14 protein-coding genes and 1 tRNA gene are annotated in these 16,651 nt (G+C 35.8%); 11 read left to right on the forward strand and 4 right to left on the reverse strand.

Annotation, left to right across the window (positions count from 1 at the left end):
- Nucleotides 1-273 precede the first annotated feature (273 nt).
- From CHRYMOREF3P_RS13160 to CHRYMOREF3P_RS13175, 4 genes are all read left to right on the forward strand, one after another.
- Nucleotides 274-3,456 carry a S41 family peptidase gene (locus tag CHRYMOREF3P_RS13160; protein WP_180564810.1) on the forward strand — a complete coding sequence of 1,061 codons (3,183 nt, stop codon included), beginning with the start codon at nt 274-276 and terminating at the stop codon, nt 3,454-3,456.
- A gap of 70 nt (nt 3,457-3,526) precedes the next feature.
- Nucleotides 3,527-4,246, forward strand: coding sequence for an AAA family ATPase (locus tag CHRYMOREF3P_RS13165; protein ID WP_180564811.1), 720 nt, complete (start codon nt 3,527-3,529; stop codon nt 4,244-4,246).
- 135 nt (nt 4,247-4,381) lie between these two features.
- Nucleotides 4,382-4,455, forward strand: a tRNA-Asn gene (locus tag CHRYMOREF3P_RS13170).
- Nucleotides 4,456-4,730: 275 nt separating this feature from the next.
- On the forward strand, nt 4,731-7,262 hold the full coding sequence (locus tag CHRYMOREF3P_RS13175; RefSeq protein WP_232539025.1) for a DUF5686 family protein: 2,532 nt from the start codon (nt 4,731-4,733) through the stop codon (nt 7,260-7,262).
- A gap of 77 nt (nt 7,263-7,339) precedes the next feature.
- Here the strand turns inward: CHRYMOREF3P_RS13175 and CHRYMOREF3P_RS13180 are convergent, their stop codons facing one another.
- From CHRYMOREF3P_RS13180 to rplU, 4 genes are all read right to left on the reverse strand, one after another.
- A complete protein-coding gene (locus tag CHRYMOREF3P_RS13180) occupies nt 7,340-7,507 on the reverse strand; it encodes a bacteriocin-like protein (RefSeq protein ID WP_175627300.1) in 168 nt (55 codons plus the stop codon).
- A 195-nt stretch (nt 7,508-7,702) separates the two neighbouring features.
- Nucleotides 7,703-7,870, reverse strand: a complete 168-nt coding sequence (locus CHRYMOREF3P_RS13185; protein ID WP_139348602.1) for a bacteriocin-like protein — start codon at nt 7,868-7,870, stop codon at nt 7,703-7,705.
- 190 nt (nt 7,871-8,060) lie between these two features.
- Nucleotides 8,061-8,318 carry a 50S ribosomal protein L27 gene (gene rpmA / locus CHRYMOREF3P_RS13190; protein ID WP_027372929.1) on the reverse strand — a complete coding sequence of 86 codons (258 nt, stop codon included), beginning with the start codon at nt 8,316-8,318 and terminating at the stop codon, nt 8,061-8,063.
- Between the two features lie 12 nt (nt 8,319-8,330).
- On the reverse strand, nt 8,331-8,909 hold the full coding sequence (rplU, locus tag CHRYMOREF3P_RS13195; RefSeq protein WP_077419399.1) for a 50S ribosomal protein L21: 579 nt from the start codon (nt 8,907-8,909) through the stop codon (nt 8,331-8,333).
- A 184-nt stretch (nt 8,910-9,093) separates the two neighbouring features.
- Between rplU and CHRYMOREF3P_RS13200 the strand changes: the two genes are divergently transcribed.
- The 7 genes from CHRYMOREF3P_RS13200 (at nt 9,094) to CHRYMOREF3P_RS13230 (ending at nt 16,546) form a co-directional block, all read left to right on the forward strand.
- The gene (locus CHRYMOREF3P_RS13200) at nt 9,094-9,981 is read left to right on the forward strand and encodes a metalloprotease (RefSeq protein ID WP_180564812.1); all 888 of its coding nucleotides are present in this window, start codon (nt 9,094-9,096) and stop codon (nt 9,979-9,981) included.
- A gap of 142 nt (nt 9,982-10,123) precedes the next feature.
- Nucleotides 10,124-11,212 carry an acyltransferase family protein gene (locus tag CHRYMOREF3P_RS13205; RefSeq protein WP_180564813.1) on the forward strand — a complete coding sequence of 363 codons (1,089 nt, stop codon included), beginning with the start codon at nt 10,124-10,126 and terminating at the stop codon, nt 11,210-11,212.
- Between the two features lie 74 nt (nt 11,213-11,286).
- Nucleotides 11,287-11,865, forward strand: a complete 579-nt coding sequence (locus CHRYMOREF3P_RS13210) for a tRNA-(ms[2]io[6]A)-hydroxylase (protein ID WP_077419396.1) — start codon at nt 11,287-11,289, stop codon at nt 11,863-11,865.
- Nucleotides 11,866-11,889: 24 nt separating this feature from the next.
- A complete protein-coding gene (locus CHRYMOREF3P_RS13215) occupies nt 11,890-12,507 on the forward strand; it encodes a DUF502 domain-containing protein (RefSeq protein ID WP_047377240.1) in 618 nt (205 codons plus the stop codon).
- 92 nt (nt 12,508-12,599) lie between these two features.
- Nucleotides 12,600-13,976, forward strand: a complete 1,377-nt coding sequence (locus tag CHRYMOREF3P_RS13220) for a tryptophanase (RefSeq protein ID WP_047377239.1) — start codon at nt 12,600-12,602, stop codon at nt 13,974-13,976.
- Between the two features lie 243 nt (nt 13,977-14,219).
- Nucleotides 14,220-15,386, forward strand: a complete 1,167-nt coding sequence (locus CHRYMOREF3P_RS13225) for an FAD-dependent monooxygenase (RefSeq protein ID WP_232539027.1) — start codon at nt 14,220-14,222, stop codon at nt 15,384-15,386.
- 2 nt (nt 15,387-15,388) lie between these two features.
- Nucleotides 15,389-16,546: a pyridoxal phosphate-dependent aminotransferase gene (locus CHRYMOREF3P_RS13230; RefSeq protein WP_180564814.1), complete on the forward strand. Its 1,158-nt coding sequence runs from the start codon at nt 15,389-15,391 to the stop codon at nt 16,544-16,546.
- Nucleotides 16,547-16,651: the final 105 nt, after the last annotated feature.

Here is a 16,651-nt window from a genome sequence, read left to right on the forward strand (position 1 = left end):
TTTTTTTTGTGCTTTCATCTGAAGATATCATTTAAAAAGATAGATATTTGTAACTTACCTTAAGTTTTTATGAACTATTTATTTGTTTTACGGAATATCACCCACCATTTCGGGTATTTTCATGTAACGATTTCCCCAATAATCCGACTATTCTTACTTAAGGAATTATAGAATTTGAGAAATTAACATCTTATAAATACTTCTCTAATAACTTGCATCTAAAAAAAATAACAAAACCAACATTATTGTATTTTATAAATACCTTATTATACCATGAAGAAAACTATTATTTCGTTATTAACAGCATTTTCTATTATAGGGATTTCAGCACAGGAAAAGTCTTATTTTTTATCAAGCCCCTCATTGAGTCCGGATGGCAAGACAGCCTATTTCTCTTATGACGGCGATATCTGGAAAGTAGATTCAAATGGTGGAAACGCTTCAAGAATTACAGCCCTTGACGGAGAAGAAATCAATCCCCGCCTTTCACCGGATGGAAAATGGCTTGCATTCAGTTCTAACCAATATGGAAATTATGATGTGTATGTAATGCCTGCAGAAGGGGGAACGATCAAGCAGCTAACCTTCCACACCGGAAGAGACGAAATGGAAAGCTGGGCATGGGACAGCAAAACCATTTATTTTACTTCCAGCAGAAATAATAATTTTGGCAGTTTTAAAACTACAATTGAAGGAAAAACACCACAAAAGCTTTTCAGTAATTATTTTAACAACACCAATGGACTTGTAGAAACGCCGGCGGGAGAATATCTTTTCACCAGCTCTTCAGAAAGTGCCCATCAGGTACAACGCAAGCGCTATAAAGGAGAAAATAATCCTGATATTTTAGGATACAACCCTAAAAGCAATTCTTTCAAACAGTACACTAACTATGAAGGAAAAGATTTCAACCCAAGTGTAGATAAAAAAGGTATTATTTACTTTATTTCCGATGAGAATAATGGAGAATACAATCTTTATCAACTCGAAAATAGTAAGAAGGCTTCATTAACCCAATTTGACACTTCTATTAAAAAACCTTTTGTTTCAGCAGACGGATCTAAAGTCATTTTTGAAAAAGATTACCAGCTTTATATTTACGATATCGCTTCAAAAAATGCAAAACCTCTGAATGTAAGCCTGAATACTAATAAAACGCTGGAAAAAGAACAAAACTTCAACGTGGAAAATAATATTTCCTATTATGATGTATCTCCGGATGGTAAAAAAATGGCCTTTATAAGCCGCGGTGTTTTATTTGTATCTGATATTGAAGGAAAATTTGCACAACAGGTTTCTGATGGGAAAGAACGTGCCATGGAAGTAAAATGGTTGAAAGACAACCGTACCCTGCTTTACAGTCAGACCTACAATGGATACCAAAACTGGTTTACTATTCCAGCAGACGGAAAAGGCCAGCTCAAACAATTAACAGAAGATTTACGCAATAACCGAAGCATCACGCTTAATAGCGACCTTTCAAAAGCGGTTTATTTAAGCGGCCGTGATGAAGTAAGATTGCTGGATTTAAAAAATTTCAAATCTACAACGATCGTAAAAGACGAAATATGGGCTTTCCAAAACTCAAGACCTTCTTTTTCGCCAAACAATGAATACGTACTGTTCTCTGCGAAAAGAAACTTTGAACTGGATATTTTCATCTATAATATCAAAAAAGGACAGACGCTCAATCTTACCAATACTGGTGTTTCAGAGGAAGATCCTGTATGGTCTCCAAACGGCAAATACATTTATTTTGCCAGCGATAGAACCAATCCGTCTTATCCTTTAGGCATGCAGAAGTCTAACATTTACCGCATGGCTCTGGACTGGTTTGACGAACCTTTTAAATCTGAAAAATTCGATACTCTCTTTACTGAAGAAAAGAAGGAAACAAAATCTACTGATAAAGCGAAAGATAAAGATAAGAAGGACAAGAAAGAGGAGGACAAGGATAAGGAGAAAAAGGAAGAAAAAGAACCAATAATTAAAGAACTGAAAGTAAATCCTGAAGATACCCTAGACAGAATCGAACTGGTAACCGACCGATATGGATATCAGGATGATCCTGCAGTTTTTGCAGACGAAAAAAAGGAAATTCTATTATTCAATTCTAATCAGGATAATGGGAAAAGACAGTTGTACAAAAAAGTGTTCACAGATTTTGAGCCTGCCAAATCCGAAAAAGTTTTCGATAAAGCAGCGTATTATCTTACCAAAAATGAGAAAAACCTGTTTGCGCTGATAGAAGGTAATATTTATAAAACAACTGTAGCGGCTTTAAAACCTGAGAAAATAAATATTCAATATAGTTTTGATAAAGACCTGGCATCAGAATTTACTCAGATGTTTGCTGAAGCATGGACTGGTGTGGAAGAAAATTTTTATGATGAGAAGTTCCATGGGATTGACTGGAAAGCAAAAAAGGAACAGTATGCCAAATATCTTCCGTATGTACATAACAGAAATGATCTGAGAATTTTATTAAATGATCTTTTAGGAGAGCTTAATTCTTCACACACCGGATTTTCTTCAACCGGAAAAGAAGAAACAATGTACCTGAACTATTTCACTAACGAAACAGGAATTATCTTCAAAAAAGATCAGCCTTACACTGTAGAAAGTATTGTAAGAAAATCTCCGGCTTTCCGCTCAGGAGTTGATATTAAGCCTGGCGACCAGCTGATTTCTGTAAACGGGAAAAAGGTGGATCTAAACGAAAATATCGAAACGTATTTTACAAGCCCCAAAAAACAGGAAGAACTTGTTCTTACTTTTAACCGTGATGGTAAAAATATAACCACCAAAGTACATCCGATTTCTAATGGAGAATTAAAAGGATTGCTTTATGATGATTGGATCTACAACAATCATCAGCGTGTTGATAAGCTTAGCAATAACCGTATTGCCTATTCCTGCATGAAAAATATGTCTACAGATGAGCTGGACCGTTTCCTTCTGGATATGGTAGAACAGGAAAACAGAAAAGACGCTGTAATTCTTGATCTGCGTTACAATACAGGCGGAAATGTTCATGATAAGGTTTTAAATTTCCTTTCTCAGAAGCCTTATTTACAATGGAAATATCGTGAAGGAAAAATGACGACACAGCCTAACTTTGCTCCTTCCGGAAAACCTATTGTACTTCTGATTAATGAAGCTTCACTAAGCGATGCCGAGATGACTGCAGCCGGATTTAAAGCACTAAAACTGGGTAAAATTATTGGCCAGGATACCTATCGCTGGATTATTTTCACTTCAGCTAAAGGTTTGGTAGACGGATCTTCTTACAGACTGCCTTCATGGGGAACGTATACTTTGGACGGACAAAATCTTGAAAAAACGGGCGTGAAACCTGATATCTATGTTAAAAATACCTTTCTGGACCGTCTTCAGGACAATGACCCTCAGCTGGAAAGAGCTGTTCAGGAAATACTTAAGGATTTAAAGAAATAAGAATTAAGAAAATTGCTCTTATTTTTTGCACATATTTTGCTTGATAGGATAAATAATTCTATCAAGCAAAATGCCTTACTTATCAAAGATTTATTTAAAAGATAATCATCCACAAGACTTTCCTTTCAATCTGCCTTTTCTACGCAACGGTTTAGATATAAGGCTAAAAAGCAATGTTACCTTTTTCATTGGCGAAAATGGAATTGGAAAATCCACATTGCTTGAAGCCATTGCAGACCAATGTAATTTCAATGTGGCCGGTGGAAGCCGCAATCATCATTATAATTTTCATAAAACAGAGTCTGTACTGTCAGATTATCCTACTCTTTCCTGGCGTAATAAGACTTCTCAAGGCTTTTTCATGAGAGCAGAAAGTTTTTTCAACTTTGCTACCTATATTGATGAAGTGGCGAAAGAAGATCAAAGAGTGCTGGAAGCCTATGGAGGAAAATCTTTGCACCAGCAATCTCACGGTGAAGCTTTTTTATCATTATTCCATAACCATTTCCAGCATGGTATTTATATTCTTGATGAACCGGAATCTGCTTTATCACCACAAAGACAACTTTCTTTGCTATCCATTATTCATAAATTAGAAAAAACAGGAAAGGCTCAGTTTATAATTTCAAGCCATTCACCCATATTAATGAGTTACCCATCTGCTGAAATTTATGCACTTGATGACAAAATTCAAAAAATCCACTATAAAGAAACAGAGCATTATCAGTTAACAAAGAATTTTTTAGAAGCACCGGAGCGGTATTTTCAACATTTATTTGAAGACCTCTAGATCTAAATAAAAATATTCAGAAATATTTCTTATTGAAATTCAATACATTTAGTCAAAAGTCACCCTGAATAAGGAGAAAGACTTGACTGATATTAATATTCCTATTATATTTGCACCACTTAAAACAAAGGACATTCCTCCTTAGCTCAGTTGGTTAGAGCATCTGACTGTTAATCAGAGGGTCGCTGGTTCGAGCCCAGCAGGAGGAGCAAAAAGACTTACAGAAATGTAGGTCTTTTTTTTGTTTATAATTTTAGCGCAGCAGCAAACAGCATCCCGTTAACACAGTATCTCCCTTACTCTATTAATACCCTGATTATTATCCTTTAAGCATTAAAATTTCTCATTTAATTTTAATAATCACATATATAATTTTTCCTACATTTGCCGTTTTATAGGGTATACTAAAAATATTTTATTTTTTTACCTATTTTTTTTAATAAACTGCATACTTTTTGTTTATGCTAATTGCCTGAAGAAACGAATGATGTTAAACAATAACTCCCAAAAACACTATCTTTTATTTTTTTTCCTGATTCTCTCCAGTTCCGTATGTGCTCAAAACCGAGCCAGTGGCAAGATAGTTGACGAAAAAAGCAATAAAGAACTCAATAAAGTTGATATTTTTATCAACAATGATAAGACTCCATCCCTGACGACAACTTCAGGCAGTTTCACTATTCAGTCAGACAGTATTATCCATCAGTTAAAATTTTCCAGAAAAAGTTACACTACAGAAACACTTGACATTACCCCTGAAAATGCTGAAAATATTTTTGTGCAGCTTTCTCAGGCTAAAGTAAGTGATATTCAGGAGATCGTTCTTCAAAGTGGTAAGACTAAATACAAGAATAAAAAAGAAAACCCTGCTTACGCCATTATGCAAAAAGTTTGGGCACAAAAAAGAAACAATGGGTTAGAAAAGTTTGATACCTACTCGTATAAAGAATACGAAAAAACCCAATTTGACCTAAACAACCTGGACAGTGCTTTCATGAAGAAAAAGATTTTCAATAAACTGGATTTCATTTTCGATTATGCTGATTCCACCGCAAGCGGAAGACTTGGACTTCCTGTTTTCCTGAACGAAGCTGTTTATGAAAATTATGGTAAAAACAAACCAGACAAAGACAGCAAAAGAACATTGGTTGCTCAGAAAACTTCGGGATTCCAGGACAATCAGGTAATTACCGTTTCAGCTAAAAATTTATATCGTGATATTAATATCTACGACAATACCTTAAATTATTTTGATATCGGATTCCAAAGCCCTGTGGGAACAGATGGATTCAGTACATACGACTACAGTCTTATGGATACCATTACTGTTCGTGGTGAGAAAGCCTTTCAGATCAGATATCAGCCTAAAAGAAAAGATATCCTCGCCTTTCAGGGAAATCTTTATATAGATACGGACACCTATGCCGTTTTAGGGGCAACATTAAAGTCAACCCAAAAAATCAATGTCAATTTCGTCAACAGTGTCTATACGCAGGTGGAGTATGACAATCCTGATGAAACGACTTTTCTTCCTAAAAAACTGGTTACAGAATTTGAAATGAGCCCTTTTTCAAAAAAGAAGGGATCTAAAAGTATTATAGCCAAAAGATCGGTAGATTATTCCGAATATGAGTTTAATAAACCTCTTGATCCGAAAGTATTCAAACGCACGGAAGAGGAATATGAAGATAAATTTACCAATAAAGATGATGCCTATTGGACCAAAGCCAGACCTGATACTTTATCTAAAGCAGAACAGGGTGTTTACAGTATGCTTGATCAGCTTCAGCAGACGCCAAAATTCAACCGAATGGTAAAACTGTTTGAGACCCTTGGCTCACGGTATTACAATGCCTTTAAAGGAATAGATATTGGTCCTATTTTCTCTATTTACGGAAGGAATGAAGTGGAAGGGGACAGAATAAGATTAGGAGCAAGAACTTATTTCGGATTGAATGATACCTGGAGGGCTCAGTTTTATACAGCCTATGGTTTCAAAGATCAGCAGTTTAAATATGGAGTGGAGGCAAGATATATGTTCAATAAGCTTAACCGATTTATGATTGGAGCAGGAACCAGCAGAGACATCGTTCAGCTTGGAGGCCAGCTTACATCCGGTGATGGTGTCACTCCACAATCTTCATCTTCCAGTACCTTTTTTGCTAGAGGAGAAAATATTTCTTTGAGTTCTGTAAACAAAACAAGTGTTTTTGCGGCTATTGAACCCTGGAAAAACTTTCAGATAAGAGTGGATGGAGTGATGCAGAGCATTAAATCCGCTATTCCGGAGAAATTCAACCTGATGTATTACAAAGATGGCCGACTAAGGCAAACAGTGAATGACTCACATGTTACCATCAGTTTAATTGCTAAACCAGGCGCTAAATTTTCTCAAACCGGAATTGACCGTTATCAGGCCAGAAACCTGGCACCAACCATTGTTTTAAGATACACCAGAGGTATTGAAGGTTTATTTAATGCCGACTTCAATTATGATAAGCTTCAGTTCATGCTTTATAAGCCGTTTTTGATTGGAAGCATGGGAAAACTGGTAGTAAATTTTGAGGCTGGAAAGAACTTCAGTACAGTTCCTTTAGCATTACAGAATATCATTCCGGCCAACCTTTCATATGGTTTGGTACCGAATACATTCTCTCAGCTTAACTATTATGAATTTGTGACTGATGCTTATACCACGCTTCAGCTGGAACATCATTTTAACGGTAAGATCCTTTCTTATATTCCTTTGATTAAAAAGCTGAAATTCAGGGAAGTAGCATTCATCAGAGGAGCCTACGGAACGCTAAGCGATGCTTCTAAGGCAATCAACGTAGAAGGTTTTAGATACTCAGCGCCAAGCGAACATATTTATTATGAATATGGATTCGGAATTGAAAATATAGGAATCGGAAACATTAGAATTTTCAGGGTAGATTTCAACTGGAGAGGAAATTATCTTGACAGGCCGGATATTTCAAAATTCGGTGTTAAAGCAGGATTCCAGGTAGGATTCTAAACAAAATACAATACAAAAACAGGTTCGGCGGCTTCTTTGAAGCCGCCGAACTTTTATTTTCTAACTCATATAAGATATTAAAAGCATTCGCAAGGTTCTTCTACATCAAGCAGACAACGCATTTTCTGCTCCTTTGTCAGCCCACACCATGTACTACATGATGTAATAGGTTTTGGCGGGCACCATACAGCACCTCCGTTAATACTCTTCAGATTTTTTTTCGTTAATCTCCTTAAATTTTTCATGATTATATTTAGTTTTATTTTGTTGCCTACTCTCTCTGCTTTTCGGCTTCCGCAACGATTTCTAGTTGATTATAAACAAATATATAATTATTTCACTATCATAGGATATTTTTTAAGTTTTTTTAACTCAATATAAAAGCTGAACCCTGTTTAAAGATTCAGTTCTAAAAAATCTCAAAGGGATCTCATTTAATATCATTCAAAACATTCTGTACAGGGCTGAGAAAGTATACAGTGTGATTTTTGCCATGGTGACCATCTGCACCATTCATCACAGGATTGAAACATAGAAGGGCAGACTGCCGCTACTCCTCCGGTTATTTCTTTTAAATTCTTTTTGCTTAATTTTTTTAGATTTTTCATAGATATATTGTTTTAATACGTGCCTACTCTTTATACTTTTCGGCTCTCGCAACTGACTCATAATTGGGCAGTTAACAAATATAAAAATATTTCACAAACAATAGAATATCCAGAAAAAAATATTACAGTAGAAATAACAAAAAAGCCCCAGCAAATGCTGAGGCTTTAATTTTTATAAAACGCTTAAAAATTATGCGTTTGGCTCTACAGATACAAAAGATCTGTTGTTTGCTTTCTTTCTGAAAACTACTTTACCATCTACTAATGCAAACAAAGTGTGATCTTTACCGATTCCCACGTTATCACCTGGGTGGTGCTGAGTACCTCTTTGTCTAACAATAATATTTCCGGCAATAGCTGCTTGTCCTCCGAAAATCTTCACACCTAATCTTTTAGAGTGAGACTCTCTACCGTTCTTGGAACTACCGACTCCTTTCTTGTGTGCCATTTTATTACTGGATTATTTATTAAGTGCTTTAAATTGATCGATATTCTTAATGATAGCAGCATCTACTTCTTCATGAGTAAGAATATTCTTTTCTAATTCAACTTTAACTGCTTTACCTAAAGTAATTAAAGTTTCTCTGTTCTCTTTAGACTGAGACAAGTTGTTTTTCTTCAAGTGATAGTTCAATTCATGATCTTCACCAAAGTTAACAGTTGCGTTGTCAGAAAGAACTTCACCTTTCACAGTTTCTTTTTTAGCAGCAGCTTTTTTAGCTCCACCTTCAAAACCAGTAATACCAGTGATTACGATTCTAGTTAAAGATTGTCTGTGACCGTTTTTCACTTTGTAACCTTTTCTTCTTTTCTTTTTGAAAACGATTACTTTATCAGCTTTTACGTGGTCAAGGATCTCTGCTTCTACAGTGATTCCATTTACAGCTGGGGCGCCTACAGTGATTGCTCCGTTTACAGTAAGAAGAACTTTATCGAAAGAAACTTTTCCTCCTTTATCTCCTTTTAAACGGTTTACAAACAACTTCTGGTCTTGCTCAACTTTGTATTGAAGCCCTGCTATTTCTACAATTGCAAACATTGTTTATAAATTTTTAGTTATTTCGAGGTGCAAATATACATATAATTTTCTAAATAGCTTACAATCAAAGTAATGTTTTTTTAATATAAATCCTATTCACTATGTTTTGAATAATTTTTTTTAATAAAGTACTCACACTTAAGAGATAATTTCATACCTTCGTTTTACCAAATTGAATTTATATATGAAAAGAAACTTTAATCTCTGCTTACTAGCAGGTGCCATTGCTGTCACTTCACTGACAGCATGTAGTGATGACCAAATGGACAGCAATGTTCAACCCCAGCAAGAAGCACTTAGTGCTAAAATTGATCAACCCGGAGATCTTGAAAAAATCTGCTCCTATGTAGACAACAACTGGAGCAACAATTCGGTTTTATTAACCGGTCTACAAAACTCCACAGATACCAATTTTATGAATAGTCAGATGACTAAAATCGCAAGTTTGTGGGGAAGAAGCAATCCTACACTGAGATTTGTGAATGATGCATCCAATTTCAATTCAACGTACAATGCAATTTCCTATTCTACCGGAAAGATCTATTATGGATATGCCATCTATTATGATGCAAAAGCAAAAGGCGGAGATATTGTGAATGCGATGATTCTTGCACATGAATACGGGCATCAGCTGCAATATATATTTGGGCTTCCTTCTGTAAATGAAAATACAGCCAGACCTAATGAGCTTGAAGCTGATGGCTTTGCAGGATACTACCTGAGAAGACCTAATGGTTATAATAAAACCAGCTTTCCTGAAATTGCAGCAGCTTACGAGTTTGCACAAAGCATCGGAGATTATCAGACCACCAATCCGGGACACCACGGAACTCCTGCTCAAAGAAGATCAGCAGTACGTTTAGGATTCCTTTTAGGACAATATGATCTTAATGCATCAAATTTCGATTATAACTTCTTCTATTATTATCAGGGAGTATTAAACGGAACTTATAAGATGGCTAAGAATACAGTAAATCCTGAAATTGACGCATATATGAGTCAATATATTGATGAGCTGAGAAAAATTCAGTCCGGAGAAATTTCCGCAGAAGAGTTTAAACATCTTCAATAAACGAGAACATTCATTTTTAGCATATTTAAGAAAGGAGGCGGACAGTATGTTCCGCCCCTTTTTTGTTTTTAAAATCTTTTATGTTCTATAAAATCAATTTGTTTGTATTTTTGAAAAAATAAAATCTTCCAAGCAATCTATAATGAACAGAGATCTCTATATTGATTTCGCCAAAGGACTGGCAACACTTTCTATCATCTTTATCCATACCGCTTTCTGGTCTGGACAGTTTTATATTCCCGCAGAAGTAAGAGTCTTCTCGCTTGTTTTTGACGTTGCTCTTTTTTATGCCCTGAGTGGAATCACTTCCGGAGCCAATATTGAAAAAACATTGTACCGGCTATTGAAACTGCAGATTACCTATATGATATTTGTGACTTTCCTGTTCTTTTTAGATTACTTCTTTAAAGTTTTTGGACTGAGCTTCTTTTCCATGGAATGGCTTCAAAACTTTTATTCCACATTTGGATCTAAATACTCGGCCACCAGTATTTCAGCAACCCCTCAATGGGAAAATCTGGGCAACTGGTATCTTCATCAATATACCAATGCTGACACTTTTCCTGTAGTGATGGGAAGCTTCTGGTATCTTAAAGTTTATTATGTTCTCACTGTTTTTGGTGTCCTTATCTTAAGGTTCTTCGCGAAACATATCAATTGGTTCATTGGGCTTTGTATGGGTCTGACTTTATTATTCAATCTTTTCCCGGAATATTATCCAACAGGACAGGTGGGGTATGTAGCTTTTTATCTTGCTGTATTTTTAATTGGTCACAGGATGCGTGGGAAAAAGATTCCTGCCAAAGCAATTCCTATACTATATGCATGCGTTGGGGCAGCTCTTATATGGATGTTCTGGTACTATGGGGGAGAAATTTTCTATAAAATCAACAAAAACAAATTCCCACCAAAAATACCTTATATCATCTGGACATTATTCTCACTCGTAACATTATTTGTCCTTTATAACCGATTAAAGATCACAAAAGAAAATTTTATCACCCACATCGGGAAGAATGCTATTTTCTTCTACTTTGCACAGGGCATCAGTTCTTCATTGGTGTATTTTCTGGTCGTTCCGTTAAAAGAAAATATGTCATGGTGGATTTTAATGATCATTATTTATGGGATTAATATCGTTTTAGCTTTTGTTATCTCTGCCGGATTAAAAAAAGTAGATATCTGGGGTTGGAATATTTTGGAATTCCTAAGAAGAAAGACCGCCTCTTAAGACTTTAATGATCAAATTGAAATAAAGTCACATTTCTTACCTCAATTTGTTTAAATTTACAGAAATTTTACAACATGTTTAAGTTGAAACTCCCTACCGATCCAAGGTGGGCAAATATTGCAGAAGGAAACATCGGAGAAATTTTAACAGATCATGCCTGGTGTGAGCAAAAAGCAGCTACTAATGCCATAGGCCTGATTACAATGCTTCCGGAATATCCTGAGATTGTAACAGAACTTCTTGCCATTGCACAGGAAGAACTGGATCATTTCAATCAGGTTCATGAGATCATTAAGAAAAGAGGATATACCTTTGGAAGAGCAAGAAAAGATGATTACGTGAATGAACTGGCGAAATTTATCGTTCAGGGAACAAGAGACAACCTCATCGTAGACAAAATGCTTTTTGCTGCTATGATTGAAGCCAGAAGCTGCGAAAGATTTAAGGTTCTTACCGAAAACATCAAAGACGAAGAACTTAAAGTTTTTTACAAAGAACTTATGATTTCTGAAGCTAATCATTACACTACATTCATTGGATTTGCAAGACAGCTTGGAGATCCGGAGAAAGTAAACAAACGTTGGGAAGAATGGCTGGAATATGAAGCTAATATTATTAAATCCTACGGAAACAAAGAAACTATTCACGGTTAAAATAGAAACAGTAAAGAATACACATTGAAGAAGCCAAGCTTTGAAAATATTGCCAATCTATTTCTGAAAAACTTTTTTCAGGGACTCGTTATCATTGGCCCTATCGGGCTTACCATTTTTGTAATCTGGTATATTGTAAGCGCCATTGACAATCTTGTTCCTTCGCTGGCCAAGCAGATTCCAGGGCTTGTATTCGTATCCATTATTCTGTTTACAGCTATTTTAGGATATCTGGGAAATAAATTCGTGGTCGGAAGATTCTTTTTCGATACTATGGACAGTTTACTGGAGAAAACTCCGGGAGTAAAACATATTTACACTCCCACAAAAGACGTGATGTCTTCATTTGTAGGTGATAAGAAAAAATTCAACGATCCTGTATGGGTAAAAACCAATGAAAATCCGGAGATCTGGAGAATTGGTTTTTTAACTCAAAAAGAAATGTCGGACGTTGACAAGCATAATTACGTTGCGGTATATCTTCCCCACTCGTACGCCATCTCGGGCTGGGTAATTGTTACTGAAGAAAAAAACATCAAACCTGTAGTGGGAATGACAGCAGCTTCTGCAATGAAGTTTGCAGTGAGCGGCGGTGTAGCCGGATTCCATTCTGATGAAAACATATTTAAAGCTCCGGAATAATACTTCCCAAGCCTTATTTATACATTGATGAATTTTGAAAATTATTTTCAAACACATTTTCTTTACAAACAATTTAAAACATAATTTAACTCATGAATTTACCGTACGCGGAACCTTTCCGCATTAAAATGGTGGAAGAAATCTATCAATCCACCAGAGAAGAAAGAGAGCAATGGCTTAAAGAAGCTAATTATAACCTTTTCAATTTAAGATCTTCACATGTTTATATTGACCTGCTTACCGATTCAGGAACCGGAGCAATGTCTGATAAACAATGGTCTGCTTTGATGACCGGAGATGAAAGCTACGCAGGATCCCGTTCTTTTGAACAATTACAGAAAACTGTTGAAAAAATTACAGGATTCAAATATTTATTACCTACACACCAGGGAAGAGCTGCTGAAAACGTTCTTTTTTCAGTATTGGTAAAAGAAGGAGATGTAGTTCCGGGAAACTCACATTTTGATACCACAAAAGGACATATCGAGATCAGAAAAGCACATGCCATCGACTGTACAATTGATGAAGCTTTTGACATTAATGACCTTCACCCTTTCAAAGGAAATATCAACCTTGAAAAACTGGAAGAAGTTTATAAAAGCCACCCTAAAGAAAACATCCCTTTCTGCTTAATTACCATTACGTGTAACTCTTCAGGAGGACAGCCCGTATCATTAGAAAACATGAAGGCTGTAAAAGCACTTTCTGACCAATATGGAATCCCCGTATTCTTTGATTCAGCGAGATTTGCTGAGAATGCTTACTTCATCAAAAAAAGAGAAGCAGGACAGGAAAACAGAAGCATCAAAGAAATCTGCAAGGAAATTTTCTCTTACGGAGACGGGATGACAATGAGTTCTAAAAAAGACGGTTTAGTAAATATCGGAGGATTTATTGCTTTGAATAATGAAGAGGTTTTCAGAAAAGCTTCCAACTTTACAATTATTTACGAAGGCTTTATTACTTACGGTGGAATGGCCGGAAGAGATATGGCAGCATTAGCTGTAGGTCTTGATGAAGCTACTGAGTTTGCTTATCTTGAAAGCAGAATTTCTCAGGTTGAATATTTAGGCAATAAGCTGATTGAATATGGAATCCCGGTTCAAAAACCAATCGGAGGACATGCTGTATTCATTGATTCTCTAAACTTCCTTCCCAATGTTTCCCGTGAAGAATATCCGGCACAGACATTAGGTCTTGAAATTTATAAAGAAGCAGGGATCAGAACCGTAGAAATAGGAACATTACTGGCAGACAGAGATCCTGCAACAAGAGAAAACCGTTATCCGAAATTAGAATTGGTACGTCTGGCAATTCCTAGAAGAACCTATACCAATAACCATATGGATTATATTGCTGCCGCTATCAAGAACGTTTATGAAAGACGTGAAGAAATAGCAAAAGGGTACAAGATCACCTGGGAGCCGGAAATCTTAAGACACTTTACTGTTCAGCTTGAAAAAGCTTAATCATAAAACCGGAATTTTTTCCGGTTTTTTTATGCTTTAAAGTTCAAAATCCTCCAACACTAAGACAATATTGTTTTTTATATTCCAAAACACACACTAATAACAAATTCAAAATCAATCAGATACTGCATTTTAAAAATAAATATAAATCAAGCATATTTCTTTATTACATATAACATATTATTCTTTTCATTCTATTTTTAAGAAAACAAAATCAAATTAATCCATTTTTTGAAATAGTGAATGTTTTTAATTTTAATTTTGTATCCATCTGATGAAACAGATGTAAAAATACTTGAGAACCAACCTGAAAAATCCGTTATTCCGAAAAAAATGAAGAAAATTGCTGTCGTGGGTGCCGGTATTTCCGGTTTAAGCATGGCGAATTACTTAGAAAAGCACAAGATTGATTACCACATTTACGAAAGAAGAAAAAAGAAAGATCTGGCAGGTCATGGCTTTCTCATTCCACAGGAAGGGATGGAATACCTTTATCAGATTCTCGATCCTGATCTTCTTCTTCAGCATGGAAATTTTCTAAAAAAATACATACAGTACTCCCATACAGGAAAGATGCTGGCAGAAAAGGAGCTGAACAATGTCTTCGCCATTTCAAGACATTCATTAATTGATCTGCTGGTACAAAACATCTCCCCAGAAAAAATAACCTATGAACAAACGATCACCCCGGATGATAGACGCAATGGAAAATTGAAACTTTCGGATGGCACTGATATTGACGCGGATGCTGCTATTGTTTCTGATGGCTCCAAAAGCCGCATCAGAAGAAGCCTCTTCAAAAGTGAAACACTGAAAGCGGTAAGAGAAAGTGAAGTAGTCAATATTATTCAGGATAAGGAAATTGCGGATTCTATTGAAAATGACTTTATAAAATTCCATCATGAAGAAGGAGGCCTTACATTTGGAATCCTTAAACTTTCTGCTGATACCATTCTTTGGTATTCACAGTTTGATAATGAGAAATACACGATCAATGAGTGTTCACCAGAGAATCTAAGGAAATATATGCTTGAAGTTTTTCAAAACTGGCATCCTTTAGTCCCGTCAATTATACAGAAATCAGACTATAAAAACGTACATTTATGGTGTGTGTATGAGTTGGAAAAGCTCAATCCGTTTTATAAAGATAATATTGTATTCATAGGAGATGCAGCCCATCCGCTGATTCCTTTTACAAGCCAGGGAGTAACCTCTGCACTAAAAGATTCTTTTACATTAACGAAATATTTAGTTGAAGATAAAAACATAAAGGAAGCCTTCAGAAAATATGAAGAAAAAAGGAAGCCTGAAATTGAGGTTCATATCAACAACGGAAGAACATTGCTCAATCAGTTCCTCTTGCCACTTAGTCAACAATCAGAAAATATTTTACCCATATCTTATAAATAACTATGTTCAGCAATAATGATATCAATTTTGAAGCTTTGAAAAGAAAGGCTTATAACGGAAGATGGGCAACCCTGGAAGAAGGAATTATTCCCCTTACCGCTGCTGATCCGGACTTCAGGACAGCTCCTGAAATAGAACAGGGAATTATTGAATACCTAAAAGACGGCTATCTAAGCTACGGACCGTTTTCTGGTCTTCCGGAATTCAAAAAAAGTGTTGCAGACCATTTCAACAAAGAGAAACACGGAACTTTTTCTCCTGAAAATGTTCTGGCTGTCAACAGTGCTGCTCAGGGAATGTTCCTGATTGCTTCTTATGTTCTGAATCCGGGAGATGAAGCCATTATTCTGGATCCTGTAGATTTTCTTTTCAAAAAATCAGTAGAAACAGCAGGTGGAAAAGTGATGCTTTGTCCTGTAAATACAATAACCGGAGACATTGACTTTGAAAAACTGGTCTCTTTAATTGGTTCCAAAACCAAACTTCTCAGCATTTGCAATCCACACAATCCCCTGGGAAGGGTTTATTCTAAAGAAGTCTTAATAAAAATAGCAGAGATCGCTTCAGCTCATGATCTTTGGGTGATGAGCGATGAAATCTGGAGTGATATTATTTATGACAACAAAGATTTTCATACCTATTCTTCTGTTTCTGAAAAAGCAAAGAGAAAAAGCTTTACCGTGTATGGGTTTTCAAAATCATTTGGAATAGCAGGATTGAGAATCGGGGCTGTCTTGTGTCATGATCAGGATATCCTTGAGGATTTTACAGAGAAATCCAATTTCAATTCAACGATAGAAGGTGTTTCTACTTTGTCACAGATTGCCGGAAGCGTAGCTTTGGAGAAAGCAAAACCTTGGTATGAGGAATTTTTAGCTCATTTACAGAGTAACAGGAATCTTGCGTTTACATTATTAAGCCGCTCAGAAATTCTAAACCCCAATCTCCCTGAGGCTACTTTCGTACTCTTTCCAAAGATTGAAAACGGAATGTCCAGTGATCAATTTGCCCAACATGTTTTAAAACAGGGGAAAGTTGCCATTGTTCCAGGATCAGAAAGATGGTTCGGAAAAGGAGCGGAAGGACATATCAGAATTTGCTTTTCCACCTCACAGGAAATTTTAGAAGAAGGAATTAACAGAATCATTACCAGCTTTTAACATTAAAATTTTTCATTAATTTCAAATAATAAGTTATTATTTTTCTTAAATTAACGCTAATCTCTATTAAATTAAGATATCCATACTAAATATTTAATTTTAGTA

This window comes from Chryseobacterium sp. JV274, from assembly GCF_903969135.1.
In the GTDB taxonomy this organism is placed as follows: Bacteria; Bacteroidota; Bacteroidia; order Flavobacteriales; family Weeksellaceae; genus Chryseobacterium.

Excerpts from the sequence above, each read along its gene's own strand:
- CHRYMOREF3P_RS13160 (WP_180564810.1), top strand. The coding sequence starts at position 274 with ATGAAGAAAACTATTATTTCGTTATTAACAGCATTTTCTATTATAGGG.
- CHRYMOREF3P_RS13165 (WP_180564811.1), top strand. The coding sequence starts at position 3,527 with ATGCCTTACTTATCAAAGATTTATTTAAAAGATAATCATCCACAAGAC.
- CHRYMOREF3P_RS13175 (WP_232539025.1), top strand. The coding sequence starts at position 4,731 with ATGATGTTAAACAATAACTCCCAAAAACACTATCTTTTATTTTTTTTC.
- CHRYMOREF3P_RS13180 (WP_175627300.1), bottom strand. The coding sequence starts at position 7,507 with ATGAAAAATTTAAGGAGATTAACGAAAAAAAATCTGAAGAGTATTAAC.
- CHRYMOREF3P_RS13185 (WP_139348602.1), bottom strand. The coding sequence starts at position 7,870 with ATGAAAAATCTAAAAAAATTAAGCAAAAAGAATTTAAAAGAAATAACC.
- rpmA (WP_027372929.1), bottom strand. The coding sequence starts at position 8,318 with ATGGCACACAAGAAAGGAGTCGGTAGTTCCAAGAACGGTAGAGAGTCT.
- rplU (WP_077419399.1), bottom strand. The coding sequence starts at position 8,909 with ATGTTTGCAATTGTAGAAATAGCAGGGCTTCAATACAAAGTTGAGCAA.
- CHRYMOREF3P_RS13200 (WP_180564812.1), top strand. The coding sequence starts at position 9,094 with ATGAAAAGAAACTTTAATCTCTGCTTACTAGCAGGTGCCATTGCTGTC.
- CHRYMOREF3P_RS13205 (WP_180564813.1), top strand. The coding sequence starts at position 10,124 with ATGAACAGAGATCTCTATATTGATTTCGCCAAAGGACTGGCAACACTT.
- CHRYMOREF3P_RS13210 (WP_077419396.1), top strand. The coding sequence starts at position 11,287 with ATGTTTAAGTTGAAACTCCCTACCGATCCAAGGTGGGCAAATATTGCA.
- CHRYMOREF3P_RS13220 (WP_047377239.1), top strand. The coding sequence starts at position 12,600 with ATGAATTTACCGTACGCGGAACCTTTCCGCATTAAAATGGTGGAAGAA.
- CHRYMOREF3P_RS13225 (WP_232539027.1), top strand. The coding sequence starts at position 14,220 with ATGTTTTTAATTTTAATTTTGTATCCATCTGATGAAACAGATGTAAAA.
- CHRYMOREF3P_RS13230 (WP_180564814.1), top strand. The coding sequence starts at position 15,389 with ATGTTCAGCAATAATGATATCAATTTTGAAGCTTTGAAAAGAAAGGCT.